Genomic DNA, 26,828 nt, shown 5'->3' with positions numbered 1-26,828 from the left:
TGAGGATTTCTACAGAGCCAAAAAATAAAACAAAATTCAAGCCTGAATCTTGTCAATATCATAAGGTTTTGATGCATTCTCCGGAATCTTATCCACAAGTTGAAGATACTCTTTTTCTTGCATAAGGCATGTGCTACGCTGGCCTCTGAAAGCCTTGTCTTTGCGCATCTTTGCCCAGATATCCTTTATAGAACTGTCCTGTATGTTTCCGTAGTGGAACGGGATATACGGACATCCTTTTACAAGTCCGTCAACACAGACGTGCATCCATCTCTGGCCTGCCATGCATCCGAGCATTTCTCCTTCAAAATAAGTGTTGGAAAAAATGCGTGGTCCGCCTTTTGTGGAATTTACGCGGTGATACATTTCAAGCACTTTCTGCCTGTCACCGCCTGAGATAACCGGATCATCCTTTTTCTTCGGAACAGATTCCCATAGTGAGAACTCATGTACTCCAAGTTCCCTGGCAAACTCATACATTGCAGGCAGTTCATCAATGTTCTTTGGGGAAACGTGTGTTGCCATTGTAACAAGTAAACCTGCTTCAAGTCCTGTTTTTATAGCATTTGTTGCGATATCGAAAGCACCATCAAGTCGTCTCACAGCATCATGTTTCTCCGCTTCAGTGGAATAGATACTGACCAGCAGGTTATGGAGTCCTGCTTCCTTGAGCCTGCGAGCATTCTCAGGTGTCATTTCGGTTCCCGGGGTGTACATGTTAACTATAGCACGTTCCTTATCCACATAATCGATAAGTTCGTAGATATCCTCGCGAAGCATCGGGTCGCCTTCCGTGAATATGATTACCATTGCACCCATGTCAAGAACGTCATCAATGGCCTGTTTGATGGTTTCGATGTCAAGGTCGCCTTCTCCCCCACTCACAACGCAGTGCTCGCAGTTGCATTTACAGTTGCGTGTTATCTCAAAAGAAACCGTTTCAGGTATGTATCTGCCAAGTGCTATCTGTGTCTCAGCCAGAAGCAGGCGGTTAAATGGCTTACTTGGAATTGGCGGCAGCCAGGTTGAAGCTACTACCTTATCCTCATCAACAAAAGCAGGTTTTTCCTCTTTAAGACGCTGGTTAATCTTTTTTAAAAAAGGTGCACAAGCCTTTCTCAAAGGGCCATGTGCTTTAAGCTGAACGAAATCAGCTTTTTTATCCATTTTGATTGAAAGTCCGGGTATTGAAACCAATGCAATGTCTTTATTATCTGAATTTTTATGGTCGGCTTTCATTTACATTATTCCCCTAGGATCGAAGATCGTTGTAGGGAGAACACATCAGCTTCCTTGCCTATAACAGAATCGGATGAATAGACAAAAATGCCATTATCGGTAATCACGTATGGGCGAAGCACCTCGTCGTGCTTTACACCTCGCATTTTCAATATCTCAAGGGATCTGATCCTTTCTCCGGCAATCCTGTTGACTTTAAGACAGATAACTCCTTCGGCAAGGTACTCTTCGACACTGAAATTGTCAGGGTTCATGTTCATTTCACTGGTAATTAGTGTAGTACAGTCAAAGCTTTCGATGTTTTTGATAAATTCAAGAATTATGTGCCTTACATCTACCGGGTCTGAGGACAGTTTAAGAGAGGTCAATGAATCAATGAAAAGCCGTTTCGCATTAATTTCTTTCATACTTGCATAAATCTGCTTTAGCACGGTCTCAAGCGTTGCATTGTCATGGTCCTGCTTATCAGGTTCCAGTGTCTTCTTGATGTAACGCCCATAGGCAATAGGGTCTACTCTGATAATACGGAGCCTGTTTTCTTTGATAAGACGTTCCATGTCCCATCCGTATCTCCACATATTTCTCATGATGCGGGCAGGTGTTTCTTCAAACGTGACATAGACTCCCGGTTCATTGTATGATGTAATGCCTGCATACAGGTATTGTGATCCGAAAGTGGATTTTCCTGCGCCAGGTCCTCCTGTCAGGAGGATGACATCGTTTTCAATAAACCCGCCTTCTATAAGTTTATCAAATCCTGGTATTCCTGTAGGTACTCGTGCCATATCTTTCCTCGAATAATTATTTTCGAGTAGTTTAATATATTTACGGCGCGAATATTATATAATAATTGCTTTTAAAAAAGATTTCAAAAAAAAGAAGATTGTTGATACCTGTGTTCAGGTATCACACTTTTTCAGAAAATGCGAGGGTTCCGCTGATTCTCTTTATTCTAATCTTAAGAGTCTCACCTTTTGCAGCACCCGGTACAAAGATCGTATATCTGTCAACCTTTGCGATTCCGTCACCTTTTGAACCAACCGCATCAATTCTGACATCATATTCTTTGCCTTCTTCGATTGCATCCTGTTTAACAGGTGCACTGGCTCTTCTTTTCTTTACCGGTCTGTGTGCACCACATGCGGCACATTTAAGCACCATTATGCGGTCCATCTTGGTGAGTTGTGTGTCAGGTCTTCCACATTCGGAACACATGACGAATTCTTCAACATATGCTTCAATGTTGGATTTTATTTGTTCCTTGGAGAATCTACCCTGAAATACTGCCCTAAGGCCATCAATCTTTCCGGCAGTTCCCATTTCACGTGTGAGGTATTTCATCACATGGTCTGGATTCCTGTTAAGGACATCAGCAATGTTGTTGAAGTTGTCAAGGATAGTGGTCTTACCTTCAACCATGATCTTTGGTTCAGGGATTACGAAACGGGCATCCGTAGTCTCCATATCAGGTAAGTTTGCTATTGCACGATCCAGAAGCGCTTCGTAATCTTCCATCATTAATCCCTCGTTGTAATTTTGTTTACTGCACAAGTTCCATACCCTGGTCTACTACAATTCTGACAGGGGTTGGCAGTTTCTGGCCTGCTTTTCTGAGAGCATCTTTTGCTGCTACAAAGTGTTCTTTGTTAACAGATATTGTGAAGATCTTCTGCTCGGCTGAAACTCTTGCTGCAGTTCCTACGTTCTTTCCGAATGCAGCACGCATTCCACTTGATACACGGTCTGCTCCTGCTCCGGTTGCCTGTTTGTTTTCTCTGAGTACTTCGTGTGGATATACTCTGAGTTTGATGTGGTATCCTGTACGACCTGCTGCGTTAACCATTGCCCTGTTAGCTGTGATACGTGCAGCTTCAAGAGCAGTGTGGCGCAACTGGCATCTTTCTTTAACTACGAGTGTGACCTTTACCGGGAACTCAGCGCTCTTGTTACCCATGTCGTAGTGAATGATGTGGCTACCTGGCACACCACCCATATATTTCCTTCTGGTGTATGAGCGTTGTCTGACGTTCCTGTACATACTTGCTGGTTTTCTTACCATGAATAAAATCTCCTTGAATTGATTATTGTAATAAAGTGCGGTACGTAACTATGATAGTACCGTTGTTTTTGCATCTGGATTTTTCCCTTAATTAATATGTATATATTTGTATTTGTTGATGTTGCTCTCAACAATATGGATTAATCTCGATAGCTGTCCTCCTACTACCTAGGAGTTTATAAGTCTTGTCACAGGTTCAAAGCTCTTTACCCAGCTGGACCGTAAGAAGCCCAAAACAACCTGACAACATCATATTGCCATACGGAGATGCAAAATGAAGTTTGTCCCAGACAACACTATCCTTTTCCTCCTCATTCATATCCATGAGTATATTGCGCCTGGGTCCGGTGATCATTATTGACCTGATTGCATCCAATCCGGGAGTTTCACGGATGTAGCAACCATGTCCACCATCACCAAAGATATCCTCAAAAGTGAGTTTCCCACTGGCAAATTCAAGTATATATTTCTGTAATTTTTCACCGTCAAGGGCTGAGCTGTGATGTTCAAACAATGCCACGACATGATAATCTTTCACAATTGCAGCAAGGGTGTGTCCATTCCCGATATTTACAACAATTGCCGGTTGCAATGCATTCTGGTCAAGCAAAGCACCAAAAATTGCCGCTGGCCCTGTATCCATAATAATTGTATCTTTGATAAAATCCTGTTTTTTCAGAGTACTTGCAACTGCTGCCATGCGGGTGAATTCTTCAGGAACCGTATCTTTATTGTAGGCAAACTGTTCAAAGCTTCCACCTTCATCAATAAGTCTTTCAAATATCCTGAAACGGTATATACGGTTACTTTCCTGTGGTGAGTTTCCATGATCCTGTACCGCCACAGCAATCATTTCCGGCATGCTTACACCAAAACTGGCAAGAGCATTGCTGAAAGCATCAACATCTATATCCTGAAGGACAATCTCTTTTGTATCATCAGGAAGAGCTTCCAATTCATCATTTGAAACTATATTGATGCCCATTGACCTGACCCTTTCAATGTCATCTTTGATTGTAAGGGCAGCTTTCTCTGTTGCATAGACCTTAAGTCCATTTTCCATGTGGGATTTAATGGCTCTGACACAAGGTCCTCCCCCCATGACATCTCCAGTCAGAACTATATTATGTCTCTCATGAGTTGCCTTTCTGATCCTTTCTGCAGTAATTGCTGTTGGTGACGGCATAATCATCACAAGACTGTTCTCAATCTCACGTTCAGTATCATAAAGCAGTATATCCTGCGTGCCGGTCCCGACATCTATAGAAAGTATTCTCATGGTTAAATCGAGTGTTTCTTATACTTTTTCAGGTATAAATACTTCGTATGAGCAGTCAGTCCACAAAAGAACATAAAGAAGGCACAGAAAAAGCATATTCCTTTTACCTTGTCACTATTTCCAGTTCAAGGTTCAGTGAATTCGGATCTGTTTCCTCGCCAGAAGAAGCCAATGACGGTTCCGGGAAATTAATGCAGGAACTTGTGATTTCCAGTGGTCACAAAGTTACGAAATACGAATTGATTCCCGATGAGCCTGCATTGATCAAAGGCTCCATACACCGTGCCCTTGAATCAGATGCAGATGTTGTAATCACGAGTGGTGGAACCGGTCTTGCATCAAAAGATGTAACTATAGAATCTGTAGTTCCTCTTTTTGACAAGGATATTCCGGGATTTGGGGAACTTTTCCGTTTCAAGAGTATAGAACAGATAGGCAGTTCTGTTATTCTTTCACGTGCTGCAGCAGGTTTGTTAAAAGGAAAAGTAATATTCTGTGTTCCAGGATCCCCTAATGCAGTTGAACTGGCCTTGAAGGAAATTATATTACCTGAAACCGGTCATCTTGTGAAACATGCTTGCCAGTAACCAAAAAAGGTTTATATTGTATATTTTATTTAATTAGAGTGTGTCAAAAAGGCACATTTATATACGTTAGTATTTATATTTGAAATGGCGGAAAAATATAGTTAATCCCTTAATGAGGGCTAGTAAGTCCCTATAGGGCAAATCCTATATACAATCCCAATGAAGAAGGAAACATGTCCGGCTACTCTTTAGGCATCAAGGAACTGGATGAGCTCTTAGGCGACATCCGGGAAGGAACCAATCTCATGATGATAGGTCCACCTATGAGCCGAAAAGATGACCTGCTGGATGCCATTATTTTTAACAGCCAGAGTCCTGCCGGATCTGCTATTATAGTATCTACACGTGAACCAGGGGAACGTGTTCTCGGATGGTTCGAAGATAATAGTCTGGACATGTCAACTGCTGATATAGGTGTTGTTGATTGTGTTACCAAGACACTTGGGATGGCTGCAGCAGATACTAAAGAGATAAAGAGGGCGTCAAGTCCTGTGGATCTTACCGGTATCGGTGTCAAGATCAGCCAGTTCTTCGAAGAAATGCTGGTGAAAAAGAAAAAGCAACATGTTCATCTGTGCATAAACTCACTGTCAACTATCCTCATGTATTCCAACATACAAACGGTTTTCAGGTTTTTGCATGTCTTTACCGGTCGTGTTAAAGCTGCTAACGGATTTGGTCTGTATGTGGTGGAAGATGAGATGCATGATGCACAGACAATAGCTACCCTTAAACAGCTTTTTGATGGTATGATCGAAATAAAAGCTGTTGGAGATGTCTACGCCATGAGAGTAGTAGGAATAACCTCAAAGCCTACTCCATGGTTTGAATATAGCATAGAGGGCGCCACGATCACTCTCAAGAAAACATAAAACTGCCATTAAAGCAGGATTTTTTGCATTTTTATCGTTTATTTTTGTGACCATGATATTATCTAATGTTCAATGGTCAGTTTCAAATACTCACCAATCAACTGGTGACATATAATCAAAATTTAATACAAATTATCGGAGTATCATCATGGATAAAGATAAATTATATCAATTAAAGAATGAAGCAACCAAGATCAAACCTATAATCAATATCGGGAAGAATGGGATAACTGATTCCGTTGTAGAGGAAATAAAAAAGCAGGTCAAAGCCAACCGTCTTATAAAGATAAAGATGCTTAAAACCAGTTCAGAGGGAGAAGACATTAAGATATCTGCTGAGAAGCTTGCAGAAGCAACTAAGACAACCCTGATTGATGTAAGGGGTAGCACAGTTGTTCTTTATAGGTGATCGGAGACTATTTGTCTCATCACTCTTCTTTAAAACTCTCCCCTGATACCACTTCTACTTCCTGCACTATCATAAGCTCAGTGGGAAGCATTTCCTTTAGTTCGGGAATAATATTTCTTATCTTTTCTTCCCTGTCTACTGCCTGAACGATCACCGGCAGGTCCGTCCCAAGTCTCAGGACACTTGCAGTATGTATCTCGTGCTGGATTCCATAACCTTCGATGCAGTGGTGGACAGTGGCTCCTGCAATGCCTTTATCTTTCAGGAACTCTATGACTGCGTGGTGTGCAGTTTTTCCTTTATACTTGTCATTCTCACTCAGATATATTCTCAAAAGTAATGTTCTCATGCTTTCCCCTGAATAGTTTGCTTGTTAATGCAAATGAGGTAATATTACATCTTTTTTCTGGTTCTCTCTAACATATAATTGCTTTTCCCGTTAATATGCGGGGTTTATTATCAGGGTGCATGATCATGCTTAGTAAACTTTATAGCTTAAATGCTAATACCAATACTTATGGACAAAAACAAAAATACTGTCATTGCAGCTCTGGCTGTTCTGGTACTCATAGGGATAGCAGGTGCTTATACGTACCTGGGTTCGGATAGCGTGAATACTAATGTTAACTCTTCAGAAGCTGTAGCGATTGTTGAAAGCAATCCAATGGCAATTAATTATTCTGAAGAAAAATTCCATGTTGAGGAACGGAGGGTGACAAGCACCGAACTTGTGGATTCCGTGCCTAACGGAACAGTTCAGGAGAATAGTGTATGGTGGGTTAGGATTATGGAACGCAGTTGCTCATGTTCGGGTATCAAAGATCTGTACGTGATTGAAGGATACGTCTCTTCCAGCACAGGTGAACTCCTGAGCATTGAAACAAAATCCGTTCTGGAAAGCGAGTATGAGAAGAAGACCTGTTCATCGACATCCTGTCACTGAACGAAATAACTGCAGGTTTCTACTTGCATTTTTGTTAATCCTTATTTTTTTAACTGGCTTAGCCCACGCCACAGTGTCTGTGGAATATTTCCACGAAGATGGCTGCCTTAAATGTGCACAGGCATCACCTGTAATTGAAAACGTGGTTTCCGGTTACCCTGATACTAACTTCACTTCATATGAGATCACATCCGCTTTCAGTCTGGCTAATAGTTATGGAGTGACAAGCGTTCCTGCAGTTGTGGTCAATGGGAGCATTGTCATTAGCTACAATGATTATGAAGGAGACACGGATAAACTCTCTTCAATGCTTTCAGAGGCAATAGAATCAGCTCCGGCAAAGACTTATAAAAATGATTTATCAACAGTTGAGTATCTATCTGATAAATCGTTAGATGATCAAACACCGGCTGTGATTTTCATTGCAGGTCTGCTTGCAGGTTTCAATCCGTGTCTTATTGCTGTTATGGCATTTCTTGCATCAGCAATTGTATCTTCCGGAGGTTCCCGCAAGGATATGCTTGTTCTGGTTATCGGTTTCTGTGCCGGGATATTTGTAACTTACATGGTTGTAGGGTTTGGGATACTGAACACAATTACTTCTTTCCCAGGACTCAAAGATGCAATTACAGCATTCATGATACTGCTTGTAGCTATTTTAGGAGTATGGCATATTTATGATGCATATTACATAAGCAAGCATTCTAAATCATCATTCAAAACCCCCCACTCATTTGTGGATCTCATGAACCATGCAAGAGGTAAGAATATACTTCTCATCTCCTTTGTTGGTGGGGGAATATTCTCTCTCGTAAAAGCTCCATGTGTAGGCGCTGTTTACCTGATGATCCTTGAAATGCTCCTGTCGGGTGGCAACACTGTAAATGCTGTGCTGTACATGGGTCTCTATAATTTTGCAGTTGTCCTTCCAATTCTGATACTTGGTGCACTTCTTGCTTTAGGTCTGGACCCTGAAAAGGTCAACGAATTGAGGGAAAAGAAGCGTGTGGAAGTTCGCCTGGTTACAGGAATAATATTGATCTTACTGGCTGCATTGTTGCAGTTGAATATCATCTGATAAGAATATGTGCTAAAAACACTGCAAGAAGACATAAAGAAAGGTTAAGTCCGATATTCAAAAGGAAATGTTTGTTCTCACCCTCATCCAAAAGCCTGAAGCTCTCGTATGCAAAGGTTGAGAATGTTGTGAATGATCCAAGCATTCCTACACTTACCATATAACGCAGTGATCCTTCCAAAGAAGTGAATGTCAATGTTGCAAGTACGAAGCTGCCAATGGCATTTACTGCAAGCGTTCCGGCAGGAATCTCATTTATTCTTGGAATTACTCCGGAAACAAGGTATCTGAGGTTGGCACCGATAAAACCTCCGATCCCTACGAGAAGGATTTCATATGCCAGTTCCTTCCCTCCTTTTTACTAAATAGATTACCAGTGCTCTGCCGGTGAAAACTCCGGCGAGTGTCAAAACAAGACTGGCAAGTATGTTGAATGCGGCTTCAGACAGTTGCATCTGAAAAGTCTGAACCATGAATGTTGAAAAGGTTGTAAGTGATCCGCAAAATCCAATTCCCAAAAACATACGTGTTCTTGGGGATATAATACCAAGGTACTCGGAGCTGTACATGAGAAAACCGAGCAGTATGCTCCCAAGTACATTTACCACAAGCGTTCCGGATGCAGAAGTAAAGTATCCTGCAATAAGAAATCTCGATATTGCTCCAAAGAACCCTCCCATGCCAATTGTGAGTAGTTCTGAGCCCTGGTTTTTCAGATAATCACTATTCAATTAACACTACGTCCACTTCGCTTCCTTCTTCGCACCCTTCCACATTTTCCGGGATGATAACAAAGCCATCGGATTTTGCAATGGAACTCAGTATTCCGGCACCTGCTGTCATTAGCGGATGGGCGATGTCTCCTTCAAGTATTACCCTTGCGTAGCTGACATAGCCTTCTCTTGAGAGTATTTTCCCGCTTAATGTGGCTTTCACGGTTGTGTCAGGTATATCAGGTATATTTCCAGCTTTTCTTAGTGCCGGTTTACCAAAAGCAAAAAGTGCCACAAGTCCTGCTGCCGGATATCCGGGCATACATAGTACAGGGACATTTTCAACAATTCCAAGTGCAGTCGGTTTTCCAGGGCTGAGTCCTACTCCATGAACCAGTTTCTTTCCCAGTTTCTCAACCACCGCCGGGACAAAATCCCTGTCTCCAACAGAAGTTCCACCTGAAACTACTATCATGTCTGTGTCGAGATTTGCCTTGATAGCTTTTTCGATGAGATTCTCATCTTCAGGGACGATGTCGCAATATCTTGCATTTCCTCCCCATTTCTCAACATATTCTCCTATCATGAGGCTGTTAATGTCGAGTGTTTTGCCGGGTGCAGGTTCTTCATCTCCCGGAAGCGGGAGCAGGTCATTGCCGGTAGGGATGATTGCAACAACAGGTTTTGAATAGACTTTGACTTCACCGATTCCAAGAGATGCGAGAACTGCAATGTCACAAGGTCTGAGGATGTGGCTTTTGTTGAATATTATCTCATTCTTCCTGACATCCTCACCGATCTCACCAACGTTCTTTCCGGGATGCACCTGTGCCTTAATCTCTATCATATCTCCGATGGAAATGGTATCTTCCATCATCAGGACTGCATCTGCGTCATCAGGCACGTAATCTCCAGTGTTCACTGGAGTACAGGTTCCTTCCATTATCTCATCGGATATCTGGAGCATGACGGGGTTTGTTGGGGATGCACCAATGAGGTCTACAGATCTTACTGCAAATCCATCCATTGCAGAACGTCTGTAATGAGGGACGTTACGTGGTGCAAGTATGCTTGTAGCAAGCACTCTTCCGATTGCAGACCTTGCAGGCAGTACTTCTGTTCTGTCAATTCCGCTTATACCGGCCAGGAACATTTCCTTTGCCTCTGAGACATCTGTTCGTTCTCTGAATATCATTCAAGTCCCTCTGTTATCAGTTTAACCGCCGGATACCGGTGGGAATATTCCCAGTTCATCGTCATCATTCAGGATAGTATCCAGTCCTTCCATGTGCTTGATGTTGTTTCCGTTCAGGAATACATTGATGTATCCACAAAGTTTTACATCGCCTCCTTCCTCAATTACGAGTTCTTTAAGAGCAGGATATTGTTCTGTAAGTGAAAGGAGCACATCTTTTACAGATTCTCCTGTAAGTGATAAAGAAGAAGTTTGTGCAATCTCTCTGAGATTTGCAAATAGTTTCACTGTAACGTTTGCCATGGGAACATTATTCCCGACGGATATATTATAAAACTAATCCTGTAAGGACAAAAAGACTAAGCTAACGGTCACAGAACAATAGTAGGAACAGAATCAGAAACGACACTTTGAAAGTTGTAAAAAGTTCTGGTGGGATAGCGCGGATTTGAACCGCAGTCCAAGCGTCCCAAACGCTCGAGGATGGACCAAGCTACCCTACTATCCCAATCAGATTCAGAAGGGTAGCTCTCACATAGCATATATTGTATAAAAAGGTTTCGTGATAACCGTGCTAATATGGAAAATGCTATAGGGTGCAGAAGGCTGAGTATAAATACTCACATCTTTTTCTCACGAGGTTTATAATCCAGAAACACGGAATTCTATCATATCTATCAGTTTTTAGATTTTTTAGCTTCAAAACTATGCGGGCAAGCGCCCAATGATATCAACTTCCTCACTGGTCAACTGCGCTGTCAAAAGCCCGGCTTCCAATTGTCATCATGATAAGTGCAAAAGCAGTGATTACTCCAAGTGACAGGGTGATAGGCACATCGGAAGCATCAAGCAGCATCCACCTCAGTGCCTCCACACCATAAGTAAGCGGATTCAGATGCACGGGTATGCTCAACCAGCCTGGAAGATTCTCCATCGGGTAAAATGCAGTGCTGGTCATAATGGTTGGAAATGTGATGAACGTCATCATCATCTGGAATCCTTCATGTGATTCTATTTTTGAAGCAAGTGTAATACCAAGACCAATGAATCCCAGTCCCATTGTGAACATTATCGGTATGCATAGAAGTTCTCTCCATATAGATACATATTCTATTCCGATAATTCCGCTGATGACCATGAGCAATGTGCCCTGCACCATCGCAGTTGTAACTCCACCTGCGGCTTTTCCAAGAGCTGTGTAAAAACGGCTTACAGGCGCTACAAGAATCTCTTTAAGGAAGCCGAATTCCCTGTCCCATATGATGGAGATTCCACCCATAAGCGATGCGAAGAGAATTGACATTCCTATGATTCCGGGAGCCATGTAATCAATATACCTGCCGCTGCGAAGGGTCATGGTACTTCCCAGTGCAGAACCCATTATCACAAGAAAAAAGAGTGGCGTTGCAAGGGAACCTATTATCCTTGAACGTGAGCGCTTATAGCGCAACATTTCCCGCAGCCACAGGGTAAACACTGTGTTCAGGCAGAGTCTTTTCCCTGAAAGTGCCATTTCACTCCCAGCGTTTGTAAACGTCGTTTTCAATATCTATCAAGTCAAGTGCGCGACCTGCCATTGAATTTACAAGATCATCAATTGTCTGTGGTTTGGAATAAAAACCCGGGCACGCTGGCAAAATTATTCCGCCGGCTCTCTCAAGTCTCAGCATGTTCTCCAGATGAATCTGGTTAAGGGGTGTTTCACGTGGCATAAGCACCAATTTTCTTCTCTCTTTGAGGCAAACATCAGCCACTCTGCCAAGCAGGTTATCGGACATTCCACCTGCTATTTCCCCAAGTGTTTTCATGCTGCATGGGGCGATTATCATCCCGTAGAACCTGTGGGAGCCGCTTGCAATTGGTGCTGTAAAATCATTTTCATCATAGACTGCATCTGCCAGGTCTTCTACATAGGATAACTCGTAATCGGTCTCTATCTCAAGTATCTGTTTTGCAGCTTTTGTCATGACAAGATGAGTAAAAATATCTGTTTTTGCAAGAATTTCCAGCAACCTGACTCCATACGCAGAACCTGAAGCTCCACTGATACCTATTACTACTTCCATTAGAATCCCTCTTCTATCCTATAATTACAGCAAGCTCACTAATCATTTCCTCAGATGCAGAAACTATCTCCTTAATTTCATCAAGTGTAATATTATCAAGATGAATACCAACGATGAATACGGAAGTTGATTTACAGGCTTTGCTGAATACCTTTGCACCGTTCAGTGCGATCTCAGTTTCCCTGTGTCCGGGTGTTGTAATCACAGATGAAGATGCCCGGTTTGATTCTTTATCGTAGAATCCAACTCCGACTGCTCCCACATGCTCGTCACCACCGGTAAGACTGGCAACATAATCCTCTCCGGTCTTTTTCCATTCAAGCACAAGGCTGATACCTGCCACAATCTTCCTGATTTCCTGCATATTATTCCTCGATTTCTGTCAGGCGGAACTGTTTTGTGGTTCTTTTAACTTCAAAGAAGTTTCTGGCCGCCTTTCCAACAGCTTCCCTGTATTCGGTTGGAGTATAAACTCCCATTTTCCAGTTGTCACGGTGTGCCTGTTCCAGGGTGGCAACGACATGAGATACCTCGTCAAGCCTAAGCATTCTGTTATTAACTTTCACGAGAGCTTTCATTTCAGCAATTTCCGGATTTCTGGGGATATCAATGAGCACAGACTCAGGCTCAATCCCAACTTCTGCCGCAATCTCAGCTTCCACTCTTTTGATGTTTTTCCGGTGTTTTAGAACTCCTTCGCCGACTTCATCAAATCCGATATACAGTGCTCTCTTGTAGAGTTTCCTGTTATCAAGTCTCTGTGCTAGCTCACCCGCATAACCATCATCGTTGCGTATCATTTCCAGCAGCATGGAGTCATCCATCTTCCTTAGATCAAAAGGATTGAGTGATCTTTTCTGGATCAGATCATCAACCGCTCTTGTGAACATTGTTTCAGCTATTCTTGAAACATGATGATAATAAACCGATGGATGCATCAGGAATCTGGATACCAGAAGTGATTCTGCTGCCTTGACGCCGCCGGCGTTCACTACCAGATTGTTCTCGTAAAACTTCATCTCATTAATAAGCCTTACATGATCTACCAGACCAAAAGCAACACCCGTATAATGTGAATCCCTCACAAGATAATCCATTCTGTCTACATCGATCTCGCTGTTGAGTATTTTTCCTATGTCTGTTTTTCCCTGTATGTGATCCTCAATAGTTGCGGGGTTCAGGCCATTATCACTGAGAATCTCTCCCAGTTCACCTTTTTTGAGAATCTCACGAACATCCTCATGGTGCTTTCTAGTGTAAAGTTTTGTAAGGTTTTCTGTTACGTGTGAATAAGGCCCGTGTCCGACATCATGGAGAAGAGCAGCAACCCTGAGTTCCTTTTTTTCATCATCTGTGACAGAATCTATTTTTCCGGTCAGCATGGTGGCAAGATGCATTACTCCCAGACAATGCTCAAAACGTGAATGGTTGGCTCCGGGATAAACAAGGTTTGAAAGGCCAAGCTGGCTCAGTCTTCTCAGTCTCTGCATCTGCGGTGAATCGATTATCGATAACGTGAGCGGGTCAAGCTCAATATATCCATGTATAGGATCACGGATGACTTTCATATATTTTAAATACGCTTCATCTTATAATGATATTCCGATAAAGAGGATGGACAAATATGATTATTTTTTCAGGCGGCACAGGCACACCTAAATTATTGAACGGACTTCGGGAAGTTTACCCTGAAGAAAAGATCACCGTTGTGGTAAATACTGCGGAAGATCTATGGGTTTCAGGAAATCTGGTCACACCAGATATTGATACTGTTCTCTACCTGCTTTCAGGCAGGCTTGACACTTCAAAGTGGTGGGGTGTGAAGAATGATACATATCGAACCCATGAGGCTATGAAGGACTTGGGATACGATGAGGTAATGATGCTTGGTGATATTGACCGTGCAACCAACATAATACGTTCTGATCTGATACGAAGCGGCCTTACTCTTACCGAGGCAACAATTGGTCTGTCAAAATCATTTGGTGTAAAGGCAAGTGTTTTCCCTATGTCCGATGATCCCGTTTCAAGTATGATAAACACACCGGAAGGAAAGATGCATTTCCAGGATTTCTGGATTGGCAAACATGGTGAGTCCGAGGTTCTGGAAGTATGTCAGGAAGGTATTGAAAAAGCAAACATCTCCCCGGCTGTAATAGAGGCTCTTGAAAGGGAAGATTATGTTCTGATTGGTCCAAGTAATCCGATAACAAGTATCGGGCCAATAATCGAGCTTCCCGGAATGAGGGATATTCTGAATGAGAAAAAAGTGATTGCAGTCAGTCCTATTATCGGAACAGAACCCGTAAGCGGACCGGCAGGTAAACTCATGACTGCAAGAGGTATTGAAGTTTCTTCATATGGTGTTGCTTCATACTATTCTGATTTTCTTGATCATTTGATAATCGATGAGCTTGACTCTATTGATGTTGGACGTTTTAGTGAACTAGGGTGCAGTGTTTCAAAAACTGATACTTTGATGAAGACTGTGGATATAAGCAGGAATCTCGCTGAAACAGTGTTGAAACTGTTTTAAATAATGCAGAAACAGTCATTTGTTCTGCATACTTCTTTTTTTATTTAATTTCAAATTATAATCATTTTAATAAGTATATTTTTATTATTATACTGCATATATTCCATATCTCCAACTAGAGGGCATACCAACAAAACATACTATTAAGGTGAAATTGTGGGTGATGAATGGAAAATAGATTTGAAGATCCCTGACATAGGGATGATGGTCACGCTTATGACGAGTGCTTTGTGCTCGATGATAATGGCCGCGGCAGAGATCGCTTACACTATGATGTGGATAACCGCTTCATACGTGAGACATGGAAAAGATTTTTTTATTGACCTTCTGAACGCCAAGGCGCTGACATGGACAGCAGAATACATTCTGGTTGCAGGTTCACTGCTACTTCTTTCAGCCATTCTTTTCCTCCTGAATTCTACATTTTCTCTCTATGAGCTCAATGGGATGGCAAAAAATGCAGAAAAGAAGGTACACACGAAAATCGTGTTCGGATTCTTCATGGGAGGACTTATTCTTCTCTTTATGGCTCTCATATCTGCGATAATTCTGAGGTATCTGTGAGGCTAAGGAACACTATTAAGCAATAAAAAAATCAAAAATCAAAATTACATGCTGGGAAGGCGATAATATGAGTTCAAGTATTATAGGGACAATAACAGAAGTTCCTAAAGTAGTGGAAAATGAGTCTCCGTCAGAATATCTGGAGGACATTGCCAGACAGGCTACAAGGACAGAAAGGGTTCTCTATCCGATTGCTGGAATAGTCGGACAGGAAAAAATGCTCCGTGCACTCATTCTTAACACTATCAACCCGTCTATTGGTGGCGTTCTGATACGAGGTCAGAAAGGCACTGCAAAGTCAACTGCAGTAAGAGGCATTGCTGAAATATTGCCTGAGATCGAAACGGTAGAGGGTTGTAAGTTTAATTGTGACCCCAACGATCCTGAAAAGTTCTGCTGGGAATGTCAGGAAAAGAAACGCAAAGGTACTATGCACATTGGCAGGCGCCAGATGAGGGTTGTGGACCTTCCTGTGGGTGCAACAGAGGACAGGGTTGTAGGCAGTCTTGATATTGAAAAGGCTGTGCGTCAGGGAGTGCAGGCATTTGACCCGGGTATTCTTGCCCAGGCAAACCGCGGAATTCTTTATGTTGATGAAATTAATCTGCTTGACGATTTTGTAGTGGATGCACTTCTGGACGCTGCTGCAATGGGTGTCAACACCGTTGAGCGTGAAGGAGTAAGTGTAAGCCATCCTGCAAATTTCATAATTGTGGGAAGTATGAACCCTGAAGAAGGTGAGCTTCGTCCCCAACTGCTTGACAGAATTGCATTGCAGGTAGAGGTCACTGGAATCTATGATGTAGAGCAACGTATCGAAATCGTAGAAAGACGTAACAGGTTCAACGATGAACCTAAACAGTTCATCCGTGAGTTCGAGGCAGAACAGGAGAAACTGCGTTCAAAGATTGTAAAAGCCATGCAGATGCTTCCACGTGTTACAACCACAAGGGACAACCTGCGTACAATTGCAGAGATTTGTATTGCTTTTAATGTGGACGGACACCGTGCGGATATCATGATCGAGCGTGCCGCAAGGACAAATGCAGCATATGAAGGCAGGGAACGCATCACAAATGATGATATTATCGAAGCTTCTGAAATGGTGCTTCCACACAGGATGCGTAAGAAGCCATTTGAGGAAGAAGAGTTCAGTGTTGACCAGCTAAGAGCAGTTGTTGACGGCAAGGTATGAAAGAGGTGCGGGGATGGACGATGAACTTGTTCAGCGCCTGCGCAGGAATCTTCCTCGCAATTATGGCATCAAAGTGTTGTATCTAGGTTATCCTGTGCTTGGGCTGCGTATTCCCCGATGTTCCGTTTCAGAATTTTCCAAACAGGATACTGATCTTATCTACGAGAACCTGTATGCAAATATGGAACAGATAAGACCTGGGGAAATTGATGATGTTTGCATAGTTGCGGATTCAGACTACATGTCTATCGAACCTGAAACCTTTTTCAAGCCACTTATTGGAACATCAGATTCAGCTATTGCAGATGTATTCAGGTATGCCCAGGCGAAGATATCAATTGATGATGCGATTATATTAGCTCCGGATGTTTCCGAGCCAGACAGTTCTCTTGTAGAGGATATTATTCCAGAACATACATTCGCTGCTACTGAAGATACCACCCCTCAGGAAATTGATCCCGAGAGATCAATCTTCGCTGATATTCTGGGATCTGCTGAAGATGGGGATACTCCGGAAGTTGAAACATATAATACACAGGTTGAAATGGAAAATCTGGATAATCAGGAAGATCAGTTTCTTCCTGAAGACGAAAATCCCATAGAAAAACTACCATTTGAATCTCCAGTTTCTCTTCAAGATGATGTTCATTTTGAAGCTGAGCATAATGAATCCGAGGAGATATGTATTTATGAACCTGAAGTATGTGTGGAGCTCACTCCAAAGGACTATGTTCCTATTCTTAGCCATGATGAACTAGAGGAAGCGCTTGGGAACGAGTCAAGAGTTACTAAATCAGAACCAAGCAAATTGTTCGATGATCTGAAAGAGGACAAGACCGTTGGTAAGATCCTCAATGATTTCGCCCGCAATTCCCAGAAGAAGAGACTTGCAGCAGGCAGGCTGAAATCAGGAAGGCGAGCGGAAGTTCTCACAAAGAGCAAGCGCGGACGTTATGTAAGATACAGGATGCCAGGTGAGAAGATTACTGATATTGCCATTGCTCCGACTGTAAGGGCGGCTGCTCATCATGCCAAGGATGGCAAGATTGAGATTAAGAAAGGTGACATAAGGGAAAAGGTAAGAAGAAGACGTATTTCCAGCTTGATCAATATTGTTTTTGACACATCCGGTTCAATGGATGAGAGCGACAAGGTTCAGATCACCACAAGTGTCGTTCTCGCTTTGCTGAAGGATGCTTACCAGCGCAGGGACAGAGTATCACTTGTGACATACAGTGGTCGTTCAGGTGAGCTGGTACTGCCATTCACTTCGTCTGTTGAAGCTGCAAAAAGGTATCTTGAAAAGGTTCCGTTCGGAGGAACAACTCCAATGGCTTCCGGGATATTAAGAGGTCTTGATACTCTTGTCAGGGAAGTGAAAAAAGAACCGTCTGCTGTCCCGATTATGATCCTTGTAACAGATGGTACTGCAAACTCTCCATTGCATCTTGGTGGCAATATCAAGAGGGAGATCATGCAGGTCTGCAAGCAGATAGCTGACCACCGTGTCAATATTCTTGTTGTTGATATCAGTGCAACCGGTTCAATGCTTGCAAAGGAGGTTGCAATGAAAAGCAATGGAAGTTACTATCATCCAATGTCACTGAGCAAGGAAGCCCTTTATTCTGCTATCAAGCAGGAGCGGGATCAGATAACGGCTTTTGCTTGAAGGGGATATTTGGTTTATCCCCTACATTTTGTTTTTTCGGTAAAATCCTGATTACATGTGAATGAGCTTGGTATTTGATGTGTGATACTAGTATCGGATAATTCGTAATAAATCTAATACCGATACTTCTATATTTTCTCAAAGCATATCGGATAATTAGAAATATGTCCGATACCGATATAGATACATCATTTATTGACAGAACATTTCTTGAACGTATTGATGATAAACTTGAAAGGCTTGAATCCATGCGTCCTCTGCCGCCGGCAGTTCTAAGGCGGCTAAATGAGGAAATGAAGCTGATGCATACTTATCATTCAAATGCCATTGAAGGTAATACTCTGACTCTTCAGGAGACAAAGGTTATACTGGAGGATGGGATAACCATTGGTGGTAAATCCCTCAGGGAACACATTGAAGCTGGCAACACAGCAAAGGCTTTTGATCTTGTTGAGGAACTGGCAAAAGGCAAGGTTCCTATAAACCATGTCAATATTCAACGACTTCATGAAGTGGTTATGGCTGGTTTGGTTGAGGATTCCGGGCAATACCGTACCAGAAATGTCAGGATCACAGGAGCCGTAAAAAGTCCACCTGACTGGTCAAAGATCATTCTCATGATAGACGAAATGCTTGATAAACTAATTTCCGATAAAACTCATCCGATAGAAACAGCTTCATTCCTTCATCATAGATTTGTTGAGATTCATCCATTTACTGACGGTAATGGCAGAGTGGCTCGTTTACTTACAAACCTTTACCTCATGTCCCGGAGATATCCGCCTGTAGCTCTGAGAAAAGAAGACCGTAAAAAATACTACTCTGCACTTCGGTCTGCAGATAAGGGCAACCTGAAACCATTTGGACAGTTCATAGCAAGAGCAGTTGATGACAGCCTTACACTTTATTTATCCGCTTCCGGTGGAGCTGATGAACTAATCCCGCTAAAAGAACTGGCAGAAGATACGCCATATTCTCAGGAATATCTCAGCCTGCGGGCAAGACAGGGTATTCTGGATGCAGTAAAAATAGGCAGGATATGGTACTCTTCACGGAACGCAGTTGAAAGTTATCTCTCTGAACATGGGATTAAGGAAAGTGAACAGGAGGATTAATCCTGTCTTGATTTGTTTTGTTTCTTGACAAATCTCCGATTATGATTGGAGGTTTGCATCTTGCATAGGTATTCTCTTTATATAATGTCAGATATTAAGCCATAACTATGCTAAAGATACTACGTGAATCCCTGCTGAATGCGCCAATCGTTCACAGGGGAGATTATCATTATTTTATTCATCCGATATCAGATGGGGTCCCAAGACTTGAGCCGGAACTCCTTGAAGAGGTCACTGATCATATTCTTAGGATGGTCAGCAGGGATTTTGACAAGATTATTGCAATAGAGGCTATGGGAATCCCTCTTGCAACTGCCATTTCAATGAAGACCGGAGTTCCTTTTTGTATTATAAGAAAGAGAGCATATGGTCTTGAAGGCGAGATCAAGCTGTCACAGGAAACAGGTTATTCTAAAGGCGAACTTTACATTAATGATATATCAGAAGGTGACAGGGTTCTTATTGTGGATGATGTCATCAGCACCGGAGGAACTCTTGTAGCACTGACGGAAGCTCTTAAAGGAGTTGGTGCCACCGTGGCTGATATTATTGTAGTTATTGAACGTGGTGATGGTGTTTCCAGATTGAAGAAAATGGGTATCGATGTGAAAACACTTGTTTGCATTGATGTGACAGAGAAAGGCGTTTCCATCGAGGATATACATGAGTGATGGCGAAGCTTTTGATTTCAGGATTGATTACATAATTTCTGTAATTGAAGATACTGATGCAAAAGTAGTGGGATTGCAGTTTCCCGAGGGTTTTAAGAGACGTTCTCCGGGGATAGCTTCACGTATTGAGGATGAAACAGGTGTAACTGTATTTATTTCCGGGAACCCATGTTTTGGAGCATGCGACCTTGACGTTGCTTTGCTCAATGACGTTGATATTCTCTTCCACTTCGGGCATGCTCATCTGGATGATAACAAAATTTCACAGAAAGTTTATTTCATAGAAACAAGGTCTGCTGTTGATGTAAATGATGTTGTTGAACTGGCAGCGTCTAAACTTGAAGGCAGGCGCATTGGTCTTATCACAACGGTACAGCATGTGCACAAACTTGATGATGCTGTAAAGGTTCTGGAGCAGCATGGCAAGCAATGTGTGATATGTCCGGGTGATAGCAAAATAGCATATCCCGGTCAGGTTCTTGGTTGTAATTTCTCTGCTGCCCGTAACGCGGATTGTGATGAGTATCTTTTCATTGGAAGCGGACAATTCCATCCACTTGGTGTTTCACTTGCCATGAAGAAACGTGTCCTTATAGCTGATCCTTTTGTCAATGAGCTCAGGGAAGCAGATTACTCTAAAGTTCTGAGGCAGAGAAGTGCTGTCATTGCAAAGTCACTCGATGCAGAGGTTTTTGGTATTGTAGTATCATCTAAACCGGGGCAGGAGCGCATGGAACTTGCCATGGAACTTAAAAGGATGGCAAAAGCTCATGGCAAGGATGCACATATTCTCACAATGGATCTTGTAACTCCGGATCAGTTATTGCAGTTCAAGGTGGATGCATTTGTTAACACTGCATGTCCTCGTCTTGCTATCGATGAGGTTGGAAGGTTCCATGCTCCAATGCTTACTCCGCTGGAATTTGAGATCGTGCTTGGAGAAAGGGAATGGGAAGACCTCTATTTTGATGAGATCACAGGTGAATAAGATTGAAGCAGCGTAAGCTTGAGATGTTGCTGGAGCAGGTTGAGGGTTTTGATTCTCCTAATGTGAACCTGGAACAATATGCCACTCCTGCATTACTTGCGGCTGAAATGCTTCATTTTGCATATATGCAGGGCGATCTGGAAGGAACTGTTTTTGATCTTGGATGCGGGACTGGAATGCTTGCCATTGGTGCGAAACTCCTTGGAGCAGAAAAGGTTGTTGGGTTCGATATAGATAACAAGGCTCTGGAAGTAGCCCGCAGGAATGCTGAGAAACTTGGTGTGGATGTTGAGTTTGTCCATGCCGATATTTTTGAGGTTGAAGGGCATGCTGATACCGTTGTCATGAACCCTCCGTTCGGTGCTCAGGCCAAGGGTAATGACCGACCGTTTCTTTTAAGTGCGTTGAAAACCAGTGATGTGATATATTCCATTCATAATTGCGGGAGCCATGATTTTATAAGTAAGTTCATAGGTGATGCCAGAATAACAGACTGGTACTCAACGGCATTTCCAATGAAACGAACATTTAAATTCCATAAAAAAGAAGTAGAAATGGTAAAAGTAGAGATTTATCGTATAGTACGATAATATTTTAAGAAATGCGGTTCTTACTTGAAGGGATTCATGGATTTGTGCATTTTTATATAATTTCAGATTATAAGAAGGGATTCTAATTAGGATAAGAAATAGACGTAAGACTTCACGCAGGAAGATCAAATCATCTGATTCTGAAGACCAGCAGGTAAGTGAAGAAGAGGTTCTTTCATCAGAAACAGAAGTAATCGAGGAGGCAGCAGAAGCTGTTAAAGGGAAAGAACAGGGCCGTAAAAGAAGGTCAGCAAAGAAGGACAATAAGCCCGATGAAGGCGCAACAGAAGATGATGATATGGATGATGAAGAGGAACTTAGTACAGAAGAATCTGTATTTGTAATGCCTGGTGATTTTGTAGGAACTACGGAAGAGTTCAGGGCAGGCGCAGGAACTTATGTCAACGTTGCAGATATCCACTCACTTAACACTGGATATGTAAAAGTTGACCGAAAATCTAGAACAATCTCGATAGTACCTCAGACAAGCATTCCGCCTGAGATCAAGGAAGGCGACATTATTATCGGAAGCGTTGTCAATATGCGTGACTCAGTGGCTCTTGTTGAGATCGGTGCAATCAAAGGAAAGGGAGAGCGTGAGTTCCAGACAAATGGCGCAGCAGCAATTCATGTATCCAACGTGAAAGATTCTTATGTCAAGAATCTTGGCTACGAGTTTTCACTTTCTGATGTTGTCAAGGCAAAGGTCATCAACACTCAGAACATGCGTCTGAGTACCGACGAAAAGTCCCTTGGAGTTATGAAGGCATATTGTTCAAGGTGTCACAGTTCACTTATAATGGACAACAAGAAACTGAAATGTCCTGAATGTGGTCGCACAGAGACAAGGAAAATATCTGCAGACTACGGAACCGGAATCGTTTAATCGATTATCGTTTAAAATTTTAGTTTAAACTTATAGTTTAATAATTACACATTACTTATGGTGAGATAAAGATGGAATTGAAGATCATTGACAAAACAGAAGACGAGATGCATCTTGAGATCATTGGTGAGAACCACACTCTTCTCAATATGCTCAAGTCCGCTCTGCTCGATGACAAGAGAGTTCAGATAGCAACATACGATATGAAACACGTATCAATTAGTGATCCTATACTTTTTGTTAAGACAGATGGTGCAGATCCTATTGAAGTTGTCAAGGACGCTGCTAACAATATCGTAAATGATTGTGATGAGTTCCTTGGCGTTTTCAAAACAGCTATTGATATTTAATTTGGTTTAAAGTTGCACTTCGGTGCTCCTTTTTTTATTATACTTTTCTTCTGAGCTGGAGCTTTCCGGCTTCTGAGCAGTAAGGTATGAAGTATTTTACAATGAACATTTTTAACTAGTATTGGAAAGTTCAATATCAGTATAATTCACAGATTTACGGGGTAATATTATGGAACTTGATGATTCAATTCTTAATAAATTCGGATTTATCGCACGTGGTCCGAAAGATGCGATAAATATTGATCCGCTTCAGACAGGCGGTAAACTTACGGAAGATGCCCGCAGGGCACTTGTTGAATGGGGAGACGGATACTCGGTCTGTGATTTCTGTGGTGGTATTCTTGATCTAATCAAAAAGCCTCCAATAGAGGAGTTTGTTCACAATGCATTGCCTGCATTTCTGGATACAGATGCTGTAAGGATCACCCACGGTGCAAGAGAATCCAAGTTTGCAGTTATGCATTCCATGGGTCAGGAGGGGGACTATGTGGTGCTTGACGAGCTTGCTCACTATTCATCATTCGTTGCTGCACAGCGTGCAAGGCTGAATGTAAAGACTGTACCACACAGCGGAAGTCCTGAATACAAAACTGACGTTGAAGCTTATGCTACAGCTATTGAAGAGGTTATCAGTGAGACTGGAAAAGCTCCTGCTCTGGCACAGGTAACTTATCCTGATGGAAGTTACGGTAACCTTGCAGATGTGAAGAGAATTTCTGATATTTGCCACAGCTATGATGTTCCTCTAATGCTGAATGGTGCTTATTCAGTGGGCAGGATGCCTATCCATGCTAAGAAGATGGGTGTTGATTTTGTTGTTGGAAGTGGTCACAAGTCAATGGCTTCATCGGGTCCGATCGGTGTACTTGGTGTGAAGGAAGACTATGCAGACATAGTTTTCAGAAAGTCTCCAACTCATAAGGTAAAAGAAATCGAGCTTCTCGGATGTACTGCAAGAGGTGCAACCGTTATGACAATGATTGCATCATTCCCGGAGGTTGTACGCAGGACACAGAACTGGGATAATGAGGTTGCAGATGCACGCTGGTTCTCAGCCAAGCTGGAAGACATGGGTCTCATTCAGATGGGTGACAAACCACACAACCACGACCTGATGTTCTTCGAGGCTCCTGTGTTCTATGAGATATCGCAGACTGCAAAGAAAGGCAGATATTTCCTGTACAAGGAGCTGAAGCAGCGTAATATCCACGGTATCAAATCAGGGCTTACCAAGTACTTCAAGCTCAGTACGTTCCAGGTTGGCAGGGAGAATCTTTCCTATGTAGCTGATTCTTTCCAGGAAATTATCGATAAGTACCAGAAATAAACGAATTGGTACTTTATTTTCTCTTTTTATTTCTAGATATAATTCCTTTTTCCTGCTTTTTTCCTAGTAAACTATATTGATATGATTGTCTATATGGAGCTAGTTAGATAATTATTTTGAAAAATCTATGATCGGAGCAAGCTATACATGGCTAAAAAGACACCACGAAGTGGACTGATTTATGTGAAATCAAAACTGGTTCACAAATCATTGAACACGTTTTTTATGTTCTTTGTGTTTCTCACAGCCGTTGCTCTGGGAATAATTGCTGTGGATGAACATCAGATATTTGATATTCCTGATGTGGTGACAGGAACTTTGAAGGTATTGATAGGTATTTTTGTATCCTATGCAGTTGCAACCCTTTTTACAAAACTTACCGTGAATCGTTTTCTTAATTACTTTGAAGAATTAGGAGAGATCGAAGAGAGAATACTCATGGGCAAGATGTACCTGTGGTTTGTATATCTCATTGCAACACTGGTAGCTTTTTCACTTCTTGGTGGTACGGTAAGCAATATCGCTCTCTTTCTTGGTTTGATTACCACGGGTTTTGCTTTTGCGATCAGGGATGTAATTCTCTCCTATTTCATCTGGTTCATACTGCTAACCAAAAAGCCATTCAAGATAGGCGATTATATCAGGGTGGGTGAGGATGATTACCTTGAAGGCCAGGTGAAGCACATAGGGCTTTTCTATGTGGTTGTAACTCCTATGCCGGAAATGTCTGAAGATTATTTCAAAATACCAAACAAGACTTTCCTTGAAAAACCTATTATGAATTATGGCAGGGGTAAGTTCAGGAACGAATTTGATATGTATTTTGGTATGGATGAAATTCCGGAAAACCTGCCTGCAAAGATAGAGGCTCTAAAAGAAAAAGTCTGGAACAATCTTGATGTGAGTGCAAGCTTTTTCCTTGGCGCAGACCGTGACGGTGTGAAGATAACTGTCTACTATAAATCCACTTATGACCGCAAGGAGCAGATCAGGCACCAGATTACGGGCATGATGCTTAATGAGCTGATACCTGCCGGGAATTGATTTCATAAGCTGCTAAGATGCTCTGCTAACCATTTTCTGTAATAGTTGAGTTGGTCCGGTGTGTGAAAATAATGTTCACCGTTTTCCATTATTTCCAGATCACAATTAAATTTCTTTGAAAAGGAGCTTACAATATCATATTCGCAAATGTTATCCTCTTTTCCATAAAGGATGGCTGTAGGACTATCCCAGCGAAGAATCGGATTTTCTTTTACATAGCAGTAGTAATCCCAGTACAATGTTTGCCCTGCCGGTGTGGGGATTTCTTGCTCAGCCTTTAATTGTTCCTTGCTTATGTTGAACCATGTCATCATATTGTCAATGATACGTTCCATGTTAACAACCGGAGAAAGGAAGAGGCACTGTTGTAGGGGAATTTCCTTATAGGCAAGAAGACTGAAATATGCTCCCATGCTGCAGGCAAATAGTGAAATATCGGTAGCATTTGTTTGTGCATAGTTTATGATCTTACTGAGGTCGCTGACACAGTTCTGAACTTTACAAAGCGTAGATTCATCTTTTCTGTCCCCATGCTGCGGGAGATCAAAACTAAGCACCTGATAGCCCAAAGGAACTGCTTCTTCAGCAAGAATTGAAATAGGGCTATCTTTTTTGTGTGACATGTTTCCATGAACTGCAACAAACAGCTTAGAGCTGTCTTTCCCCCATAGAATCGCCGGGATGTTATCGATGAGTAAGTCCTGTTTTTCCATTGTTTTCTCCAACTATTATGATAGATCTCTCTGTAAATAACCCTTGTATTTATCAAATTCTATAATTTTATTCTACAGTTTCATATAGGCTGTAAGCATTACCATTAATTCCCCGGCAAAGCCTGAGAACACAGGAATCGCAAGGTTATCATCTATTTTCTCAAATCCAGTTTCCACAGCAGTGGCAACAAGTGCCATAATAAATGCGATTTCCGGGTTTGAGAGCAATGCGTAGCCAATAACAAGGTCAACAGTGAATTCTGCAACACATCCTTCAAAGGATTTTCCATTTCTGAATATTCTTCTTTTTCCAAAGCTTTTGCCAATTAGTGCTGCACTCATATCTCCGAAGGTTGCCATGAGCAGGGCTGCATAGGCAATATTTTCACTATATACGGAGACGGCAACGATAGCTCCAAGAGTGAAATAAATGTGCCCTGCAAGTGATGTTTCTTCTTCCTTTCGCAACAAGTAATGTATAACAGGTAACCTGTAACCTCTGTCAAGTCTCAGGTGTTCGATGATAAGAACAAGGACGAGATAGGATGTCATGAAGTAGAGTACTATTGTTTTTCCAAAAAAGAAGTAGACCAGAACTATGGCAACTGATGCCAGGTGAAGACCTTTACGCAGCATCTCATCCATGAAGGTTTTGGGTGCCATATTTATTATTTTATTTTTTCAACTATAAATAAGGTTCAATTTCATGAATATTTACGGATTGTGTTCAATATCCTAAG

At 42.1% G+C, this 26,828-nt stretch carries 33 protein-coding genes and 1 tRNA gene; 17 read left to right on the top strand and 17 right to left on the bottom strand.

The genetic code is table 11. The features are described 5' to 3' along the window. Window positions 1–36 precede the first annotated feature (36 nt). From FKV42_RS12845 to FKV42_RS12825, 5 genes are all read right to left on the bottom strand, one after another. Entirely contained in the window at window positions 37–1,239 is a 1,203-nt protein-coding gene (locus tag FKV42_RS12845; RefSeq protein WP_230375701.1) for a radical SAM/SPASM domain-containing protein, read from the bottom strand. A 5-nt stretch (window positions 1,240–1,244) separates the two neighbouring features. Beyond that, entirely contained in the window at window positions 1,245–2,024 is a 780-nt protein-coding gene (locus tag FKV42_RS12840; protein WP_154810673.1) for an RAD55 family ATPase, read from the bottom strand. A 121-nt stretch (window positions 2,025–2,145) separates the two neighbouring features. After that, a complete protein-coding gene (locus tag FKV42_RS12835) occupies window positions 2,146–2,754 on the bottom strand; it encodes a translation initiation factor IF-2 subunit beta (RefSeq protein ID WP_154810700.1) in 609 nt (202 codons plus the stop codon). 25 nt (window positions 2,755–2,779) lie between these two features. Continuing rightward, window positions 2,780–3,298 (bottom strand): 50S ribosomal protein L16, encoded by a 519-nt coding sequence (locus FKV42_RS12830; RefSeq protein ID WP_154810672.1) that lies wholly within the window; start codon window positions 3,296–3,298, stop codon window positions 2,780–2,782. A 196-nt stretch (window positions 3,299–3,494) separates the two neighbouring features. Next, window positions 3,495–4,577: a DUF1786 domain-containing protein gene (locus FKV42_RS12825; protein WP_154810671.1), complete on the bottom strand. Its 1,083-nt coding sequence runs from the start codon at window positions 4,575–4,577 to the stop codon at window positions 3,495–3,497. A gap of 47 nt (window positions 4,578–4,624) precedes the next feature. Here FKV42_RS12825 and FKV42_RS12820 point away from each other — a divergent pair, with 47 nt between their 5' ends. The 3 genes from FKV42_RS12820 to FKV42_RS12810 all read left to right on the top strand — a co-directional run bounded on the left by FKV42_RS12820 (window position 4,625) and on the right by FKV42_RS12810 (window position 6,445). Continuing rightward, window positions 4,625–5,164: a MogA/MoaB family molybdenum cofactor biosynthesis protein gene (locus FKV42_RS12820; protein WP_154810670.1), complete on the top strand. Its 540-nt coding sequence runs from the start codon at window positions 4,625–4,627 to the stop codon at window positions 5,162–5,164. 173 nt (window positions 5,165–5,337) lie between these two features. After that, window positions 5,338–6,036: an RAD55 family ATPase gene (locus FKV42_RS12815; protein WP_154810669.1), complete on the top strand. Its 699-nt coding sequence runs from the start codon at window positions 5,338–5,340 to the stop codon at window positions 6,034–6,036. Window positions 6,037–6,184: 148 nt separating this feature from the next. Further along, window positions 6,185–6,445: a YhbY family RNA-binding protein gene (locus tag FKV42_RS12810; RefSeq protein WP_154810668.1), complete on the top strand. Its 261-nt coding sequence runs from the start codon at window positions 6,185–6,187 to the stop codon at window positions 6,443–6,445. 19 nt (window positions 6,446–6,464) lie between these two features. Here the strand turns inward: FKV42_RS12810 and FKV42_RS12805 are convergent, their stop codons facing one another. After that, entirely contained in the window at window positions 6,465–6,794 is a 330-nt protein-coding gene (locus FKV42_RS12805) for a DUF190 domain-containing protein (RefSeq protein WP_154810667.1), read from the bottom strand. A 168-nt stretch (window positions 6,795–6,962) separates the two neighbouring features. Here FKV42_RS12805 and FKV42_RS12800 point away from each other — a divergent pair, with 168 nt between their 5' ends. Next, the gene (locus tag FKV42_RS12800; protein ID WP_154810666.1) at window positions 6,963–7,388 is read left to right on the top strand and encodes a flagellar basal body-associated FliL family protein; all 426 of its coding nucleotides are present in this window, start codon (window positions 6,963–6,965) and stop codon (window positions 7,386–7,388) included. 73 nt (window positions 7,389–7,461) lie between these two features. Next, a complete protein-coding gene (locus FKV42_RS12795) occupies window positions 7,462–8,466 on the top strand; it encodes a thioredoxin family protein (protein ID WP_230375700.1) in 1,005 nt (334 codons plus the stop codon). On the opposite strand, the gene crcB (FKV42_RS12790) is transcribed toward FKV42_RS12795, so the two are convergent. The 9 genes from crcB (FKV42_RS12790) to FKV42_RS12750 all read right to left on the bottom strand — a co-directional run bounded on the left by crcB (FKV42_RS12790) (window position 8,459) and on the right by FKV42_RS12750 (window position 14,008). Beyond that, window positions 8,459–8,809, bottom strand: a complete 351-nt coding sequence (gene crcB / locus FKV42_RS12790; RefSeq protein ID WP_154810664.1) for a fluoride efflux transporter CrcB — start codon at window positions 8,807–8,809, stop codon at window positions 8,459–8,461. The two genes, FKV42_RS12795 and crcB (FKV42_RS12790), sit on opposite strands and share 8 nt — an antisense overlap. Continuing rightward, window positions 8,799–9,146 carry a fluoride efflux transporter CrcB gene (crcB, locus tag FKV42_RS12785; protein WP_328287533.1) on the bottom strand — a complete coding sequence of 116 codons (348 nt, stop codon included), beginning with the start codon at window positions 9,144–9,146 and terminating at the stop codon, window positions 8,799–8,801. Before crcB (FKV42_RS12785) ends, crcB (FKV42_RS12790) begins: the two co-directional genes overlap by 11 nt. 43 nt (window positions 9,147–9,189) lie before the next feature. After that, on the bottom strand, window positions 9,190–10,374 hold the full coding sequence (locus tag FKV42_RS12780; protein WP_154810662.1) for a molybdopterin molybdotransferase MoeA: 1,185 nt from the start codon (window positions 10,372–10,374) through the stop codon (window positions 9,190–9,192). 21 nt (window positions 10,375–10,395) lie between these two features. Continuing rightward, window positions 10,396–10,677 (bottom strand): ubiquitin-like small modifier protein 1, encoded by a 282-nt coding sequence (locus FKV42_RS12775; protein WP_154810661.1) that lies wholly within the window; start codon window positions 10,675–10,677, stop codon window positions 10,396–10,398. A gap of 127 nt (window positions 10,678–10,804) precedes the next feature. Beyond that, window positions 10,805–10,882, bottom strand: a tRNA-Pro gene (locus FKV42_RS12770). Between the two features lie 231 nt (window positions 10,883–11,113). Then, entirely contained in the window at window positions 11,114–11,887 is a 774-nt protein-coding gene (locus FKV42_RS12765) for an ABC transporter permease (protein WP_154810660.1), read from the bottom strand. A gap of 1 nt (window position 11,888) precedes the next feature. Then, window positions 11,889–12,440 carry a UbiX family flavin prenyltransferase gene (locus tag FKV42_RS12760; RefSeq protein ID WP_154810659.1) on the bottom strand — a complete coding sequence of 184 codons (552 nt, stop codon included), beginning with the start codon at window positions 12,438–12,440 and terminating at the stop codon, window positions 11,889–11,891. A gap of 13 nt (window positions 12,441–12,453) precedes the next feature. Further along, window positions 12,454–12,804 (bottom strand): prenylated flavin chaperone LpdD, encoded by a 351-nt coding sequence (gene lpdD / locus FKV42_RS12755; RefSeq protein WP_154810658.1) that lies wholly within the window; start codon window positions 12,802–12,804, stop codon window positions 12,454–12,456. Between the two features lies 1 nt (window position 12,805). Next, window positions 12,806–14,008 (bottom strand): HD domain-containing protein, encoded by a 1,203-nt coding sequence (locus tag FKV42_RS12750; RefSeq protein ID WP_154810657.1) that lies wholly within the window; start codon window positions 14,006–14,008, stop codon window positions 12,806–12,808. Window positions 14,009–14,064: 56 nt separating this feature from the next. Here FKV42_RS12750 and cofD point away from each other — a divergent pair, with 56 nt between their 5' ends. The 12 genes from cofD to FKV42_RS12690 all read left to right on the top strand — a co-directional run bounded on the left by cofD (window position 14,065) and on the right by FKV42_RS12690 (window position 25,375). Continuing rightward, entirely contained in the window at window positions 14,065–14,976 is a 912-nt protein-coding gene (gene cofD, locus FKV42_RS12745) for a 2-phospho-L-lactate transferase (protein ID WP_154810656.1), read from the top strand. Window positions 14,977–15,132: 156 nt separating this feature from the next. Further along, window positions 15,133–15,540, top strand: coding sequence for a hypothetical protein (locus FKV42_RS12740; RefSeq protein WP_154810655.1), 408 nt, complete (start codon window positions 15,133–15,135; stop codon window positions 15,538–15,540). Between the two features lie 67 nt (window positions 15,541–15,607). Beyond that, window positions 15,608–16,735 (top strand): ATP-binding protein, encoded by a 1,128-nt coding sequence (locus FKV42_RS12735; protein ID WP_230375699.1) that lies wholly within the window; start codon window positions 15,608–15,610, stop codon window positions 16,733–16,735. Window positions 16,736–16,748: 13 nt separating this feature from the next. Then, window positions 16,749–18,404: a VWA domain-containing protein gene (locus FKV42_RS12730; RefSeq protein WP_154810654.1), complete on the top strand. Its 1,656-nt coding sequence runs from the start codon at window positions 16,749–16,751 to the stop codon at window positions 18,402–18,404. Between the two features lie 164 nt (window positions 18,405–18,568). Next, complete coding sequence (locus FKV42_RS12725; RefSeq protein WP_154810653.1) at window positions 18,569–19,519, top strand: Fic family protein; 951 nt, start codon at window positions 18,569–18,571, stop codon at window positions 19,517–19,519. Window positions 19,520–19,626: 107 nt separating this feature from the next. Next, window positions 19,627–20,190, top strand: a complete 564-nt coding sequence (gene hpt / locus FKV42_RS12720; protein WP_154810652.1) for a hypoxanthine/guanine phosphoribosyltransferase — start codon at window positions 19,627–19,629, stop codon at window positions 20,188–20,190. Beyond that, window positions 20,183–21,178, top strand: coding sequence for a diphthamide biosynthesis enzyme Dph2 (gene dph2 / locus FKV42_RS12715; RefSeq protein ID WP_154810651.1), 996 nt, complete (start codon window positions 20,183–20,185; stop codon window positions 21,176–21,178). Before hpt ends, dph2 begins: the two co-directional genes overlap by 8 nt. 2 nt (window positions 21,179–21,180) lie before the next feature. Further along, window positions 21,181–21,768, top strand: a complete 588-nt coding sequence (locus tag FKV42_RS12710) for an METTL5 family protein (RefSeq protein ID WP_154810650.1) — start codon at window positions 21,181–21,183, stop codon at window positions 21,766–21,768. A gap of 298 nt (window positions 21,769–22,066) precedes the next feature. Further along, window positions 22,067–22,654, top strand: coding sequence for an exosome complex RNA-binding protein Csl4 (locus tag FKV42_RS12705; RefSeq protein ID WP_154810649.1), 588 nt, complete (start codon window positions 22,067–22,069; stop codon window positions 22,652–22,654). A gap of 71 nt (window positions 22,655–22,725) precedes the next feature. Then, on the top strand, window positions 22,726–23,004 hold the full coding sequence (locus FKV42_RS12700; RefSeq protein ID WP_154810648.1) for a DNA-directed RNA polymerase subunit L: 279 nt from the start codon (window positions 22,726–22,728) through the stop codon (window positions 23,002–23,004). Between the two features lie 169 nt (window positions 23,005–23,173). After that, entirely contained in the window at window positions 23,174–24,331 is a 1,158-nt protein-coding gene (gene pscS / locus FKV42_RS12695) for an O-phospho-L-seryl-tRNA:Cys-tRNA synthase (protein ID WP_154810647.1), read from the top strand. A gap of 147 nt (window positions 24,332–24,478) precedes the next feature. Next, a complete protein-coding gene (locus tag FKV42_RS12690) occupies window positions 24,479–25,375 on the top strand; it encodes a mechanosensitive ion channel family protein (RefSeq protein WP_154810646.1) in 897 nt (298 codons plus the stop codon). A gap of 2 nt (window positions 25,376–25,377) precedes the next feature. Here the strand turns inward: FKV42_RS12690 and FKV42_RS12685 are convergent, their stop codons facing one another. Then, window positions 25,378–26,088: an alpha/beta hydrolase gene (locus FKV42_RS12685; RefSeq protein ID WP_154810645.1), complete on the bottom strand. Its 711-nt coding sequence runs from the start codon at window positions 26,086–26,088 to the stop codon at window positions 25,378–25,380. Between the two features lie 72 nt (window positions 26,089–26,160). Beyond that, the gene (locus tag FKV42_RS12680) at window positions 26,161–26,751 is read right to left on the bottom strand and encodes a diacylglycerol/polyprenol kinase family protein (protein WP_154810644.1); all 591 of its coding nucleotides are present in this window, start codon (window positions 26,749–26,751) and stop codon (window positions 26,161–26,163) included. Between the last annotated feature and the right edge of the window lie 77 nt (window positions 26,752–26,828).

Origin of the sequence: Methanolobus vulcani, assembly GCF_006546655.1 — an archaeon.
In the GTDB taxonomy this organism is placed as follows: Archaea; Halobacteriota; Methanosarcinia; order Methanosarcinales; family Methanosarcinaceae; genus Methanolobus; species Methanolobus vulcani_A.
The sequence above is the reverse complement of the archived record's forward strand: the minus strand, read 5'-3'. Positions and strand labels throughout refer to the sequence as shown.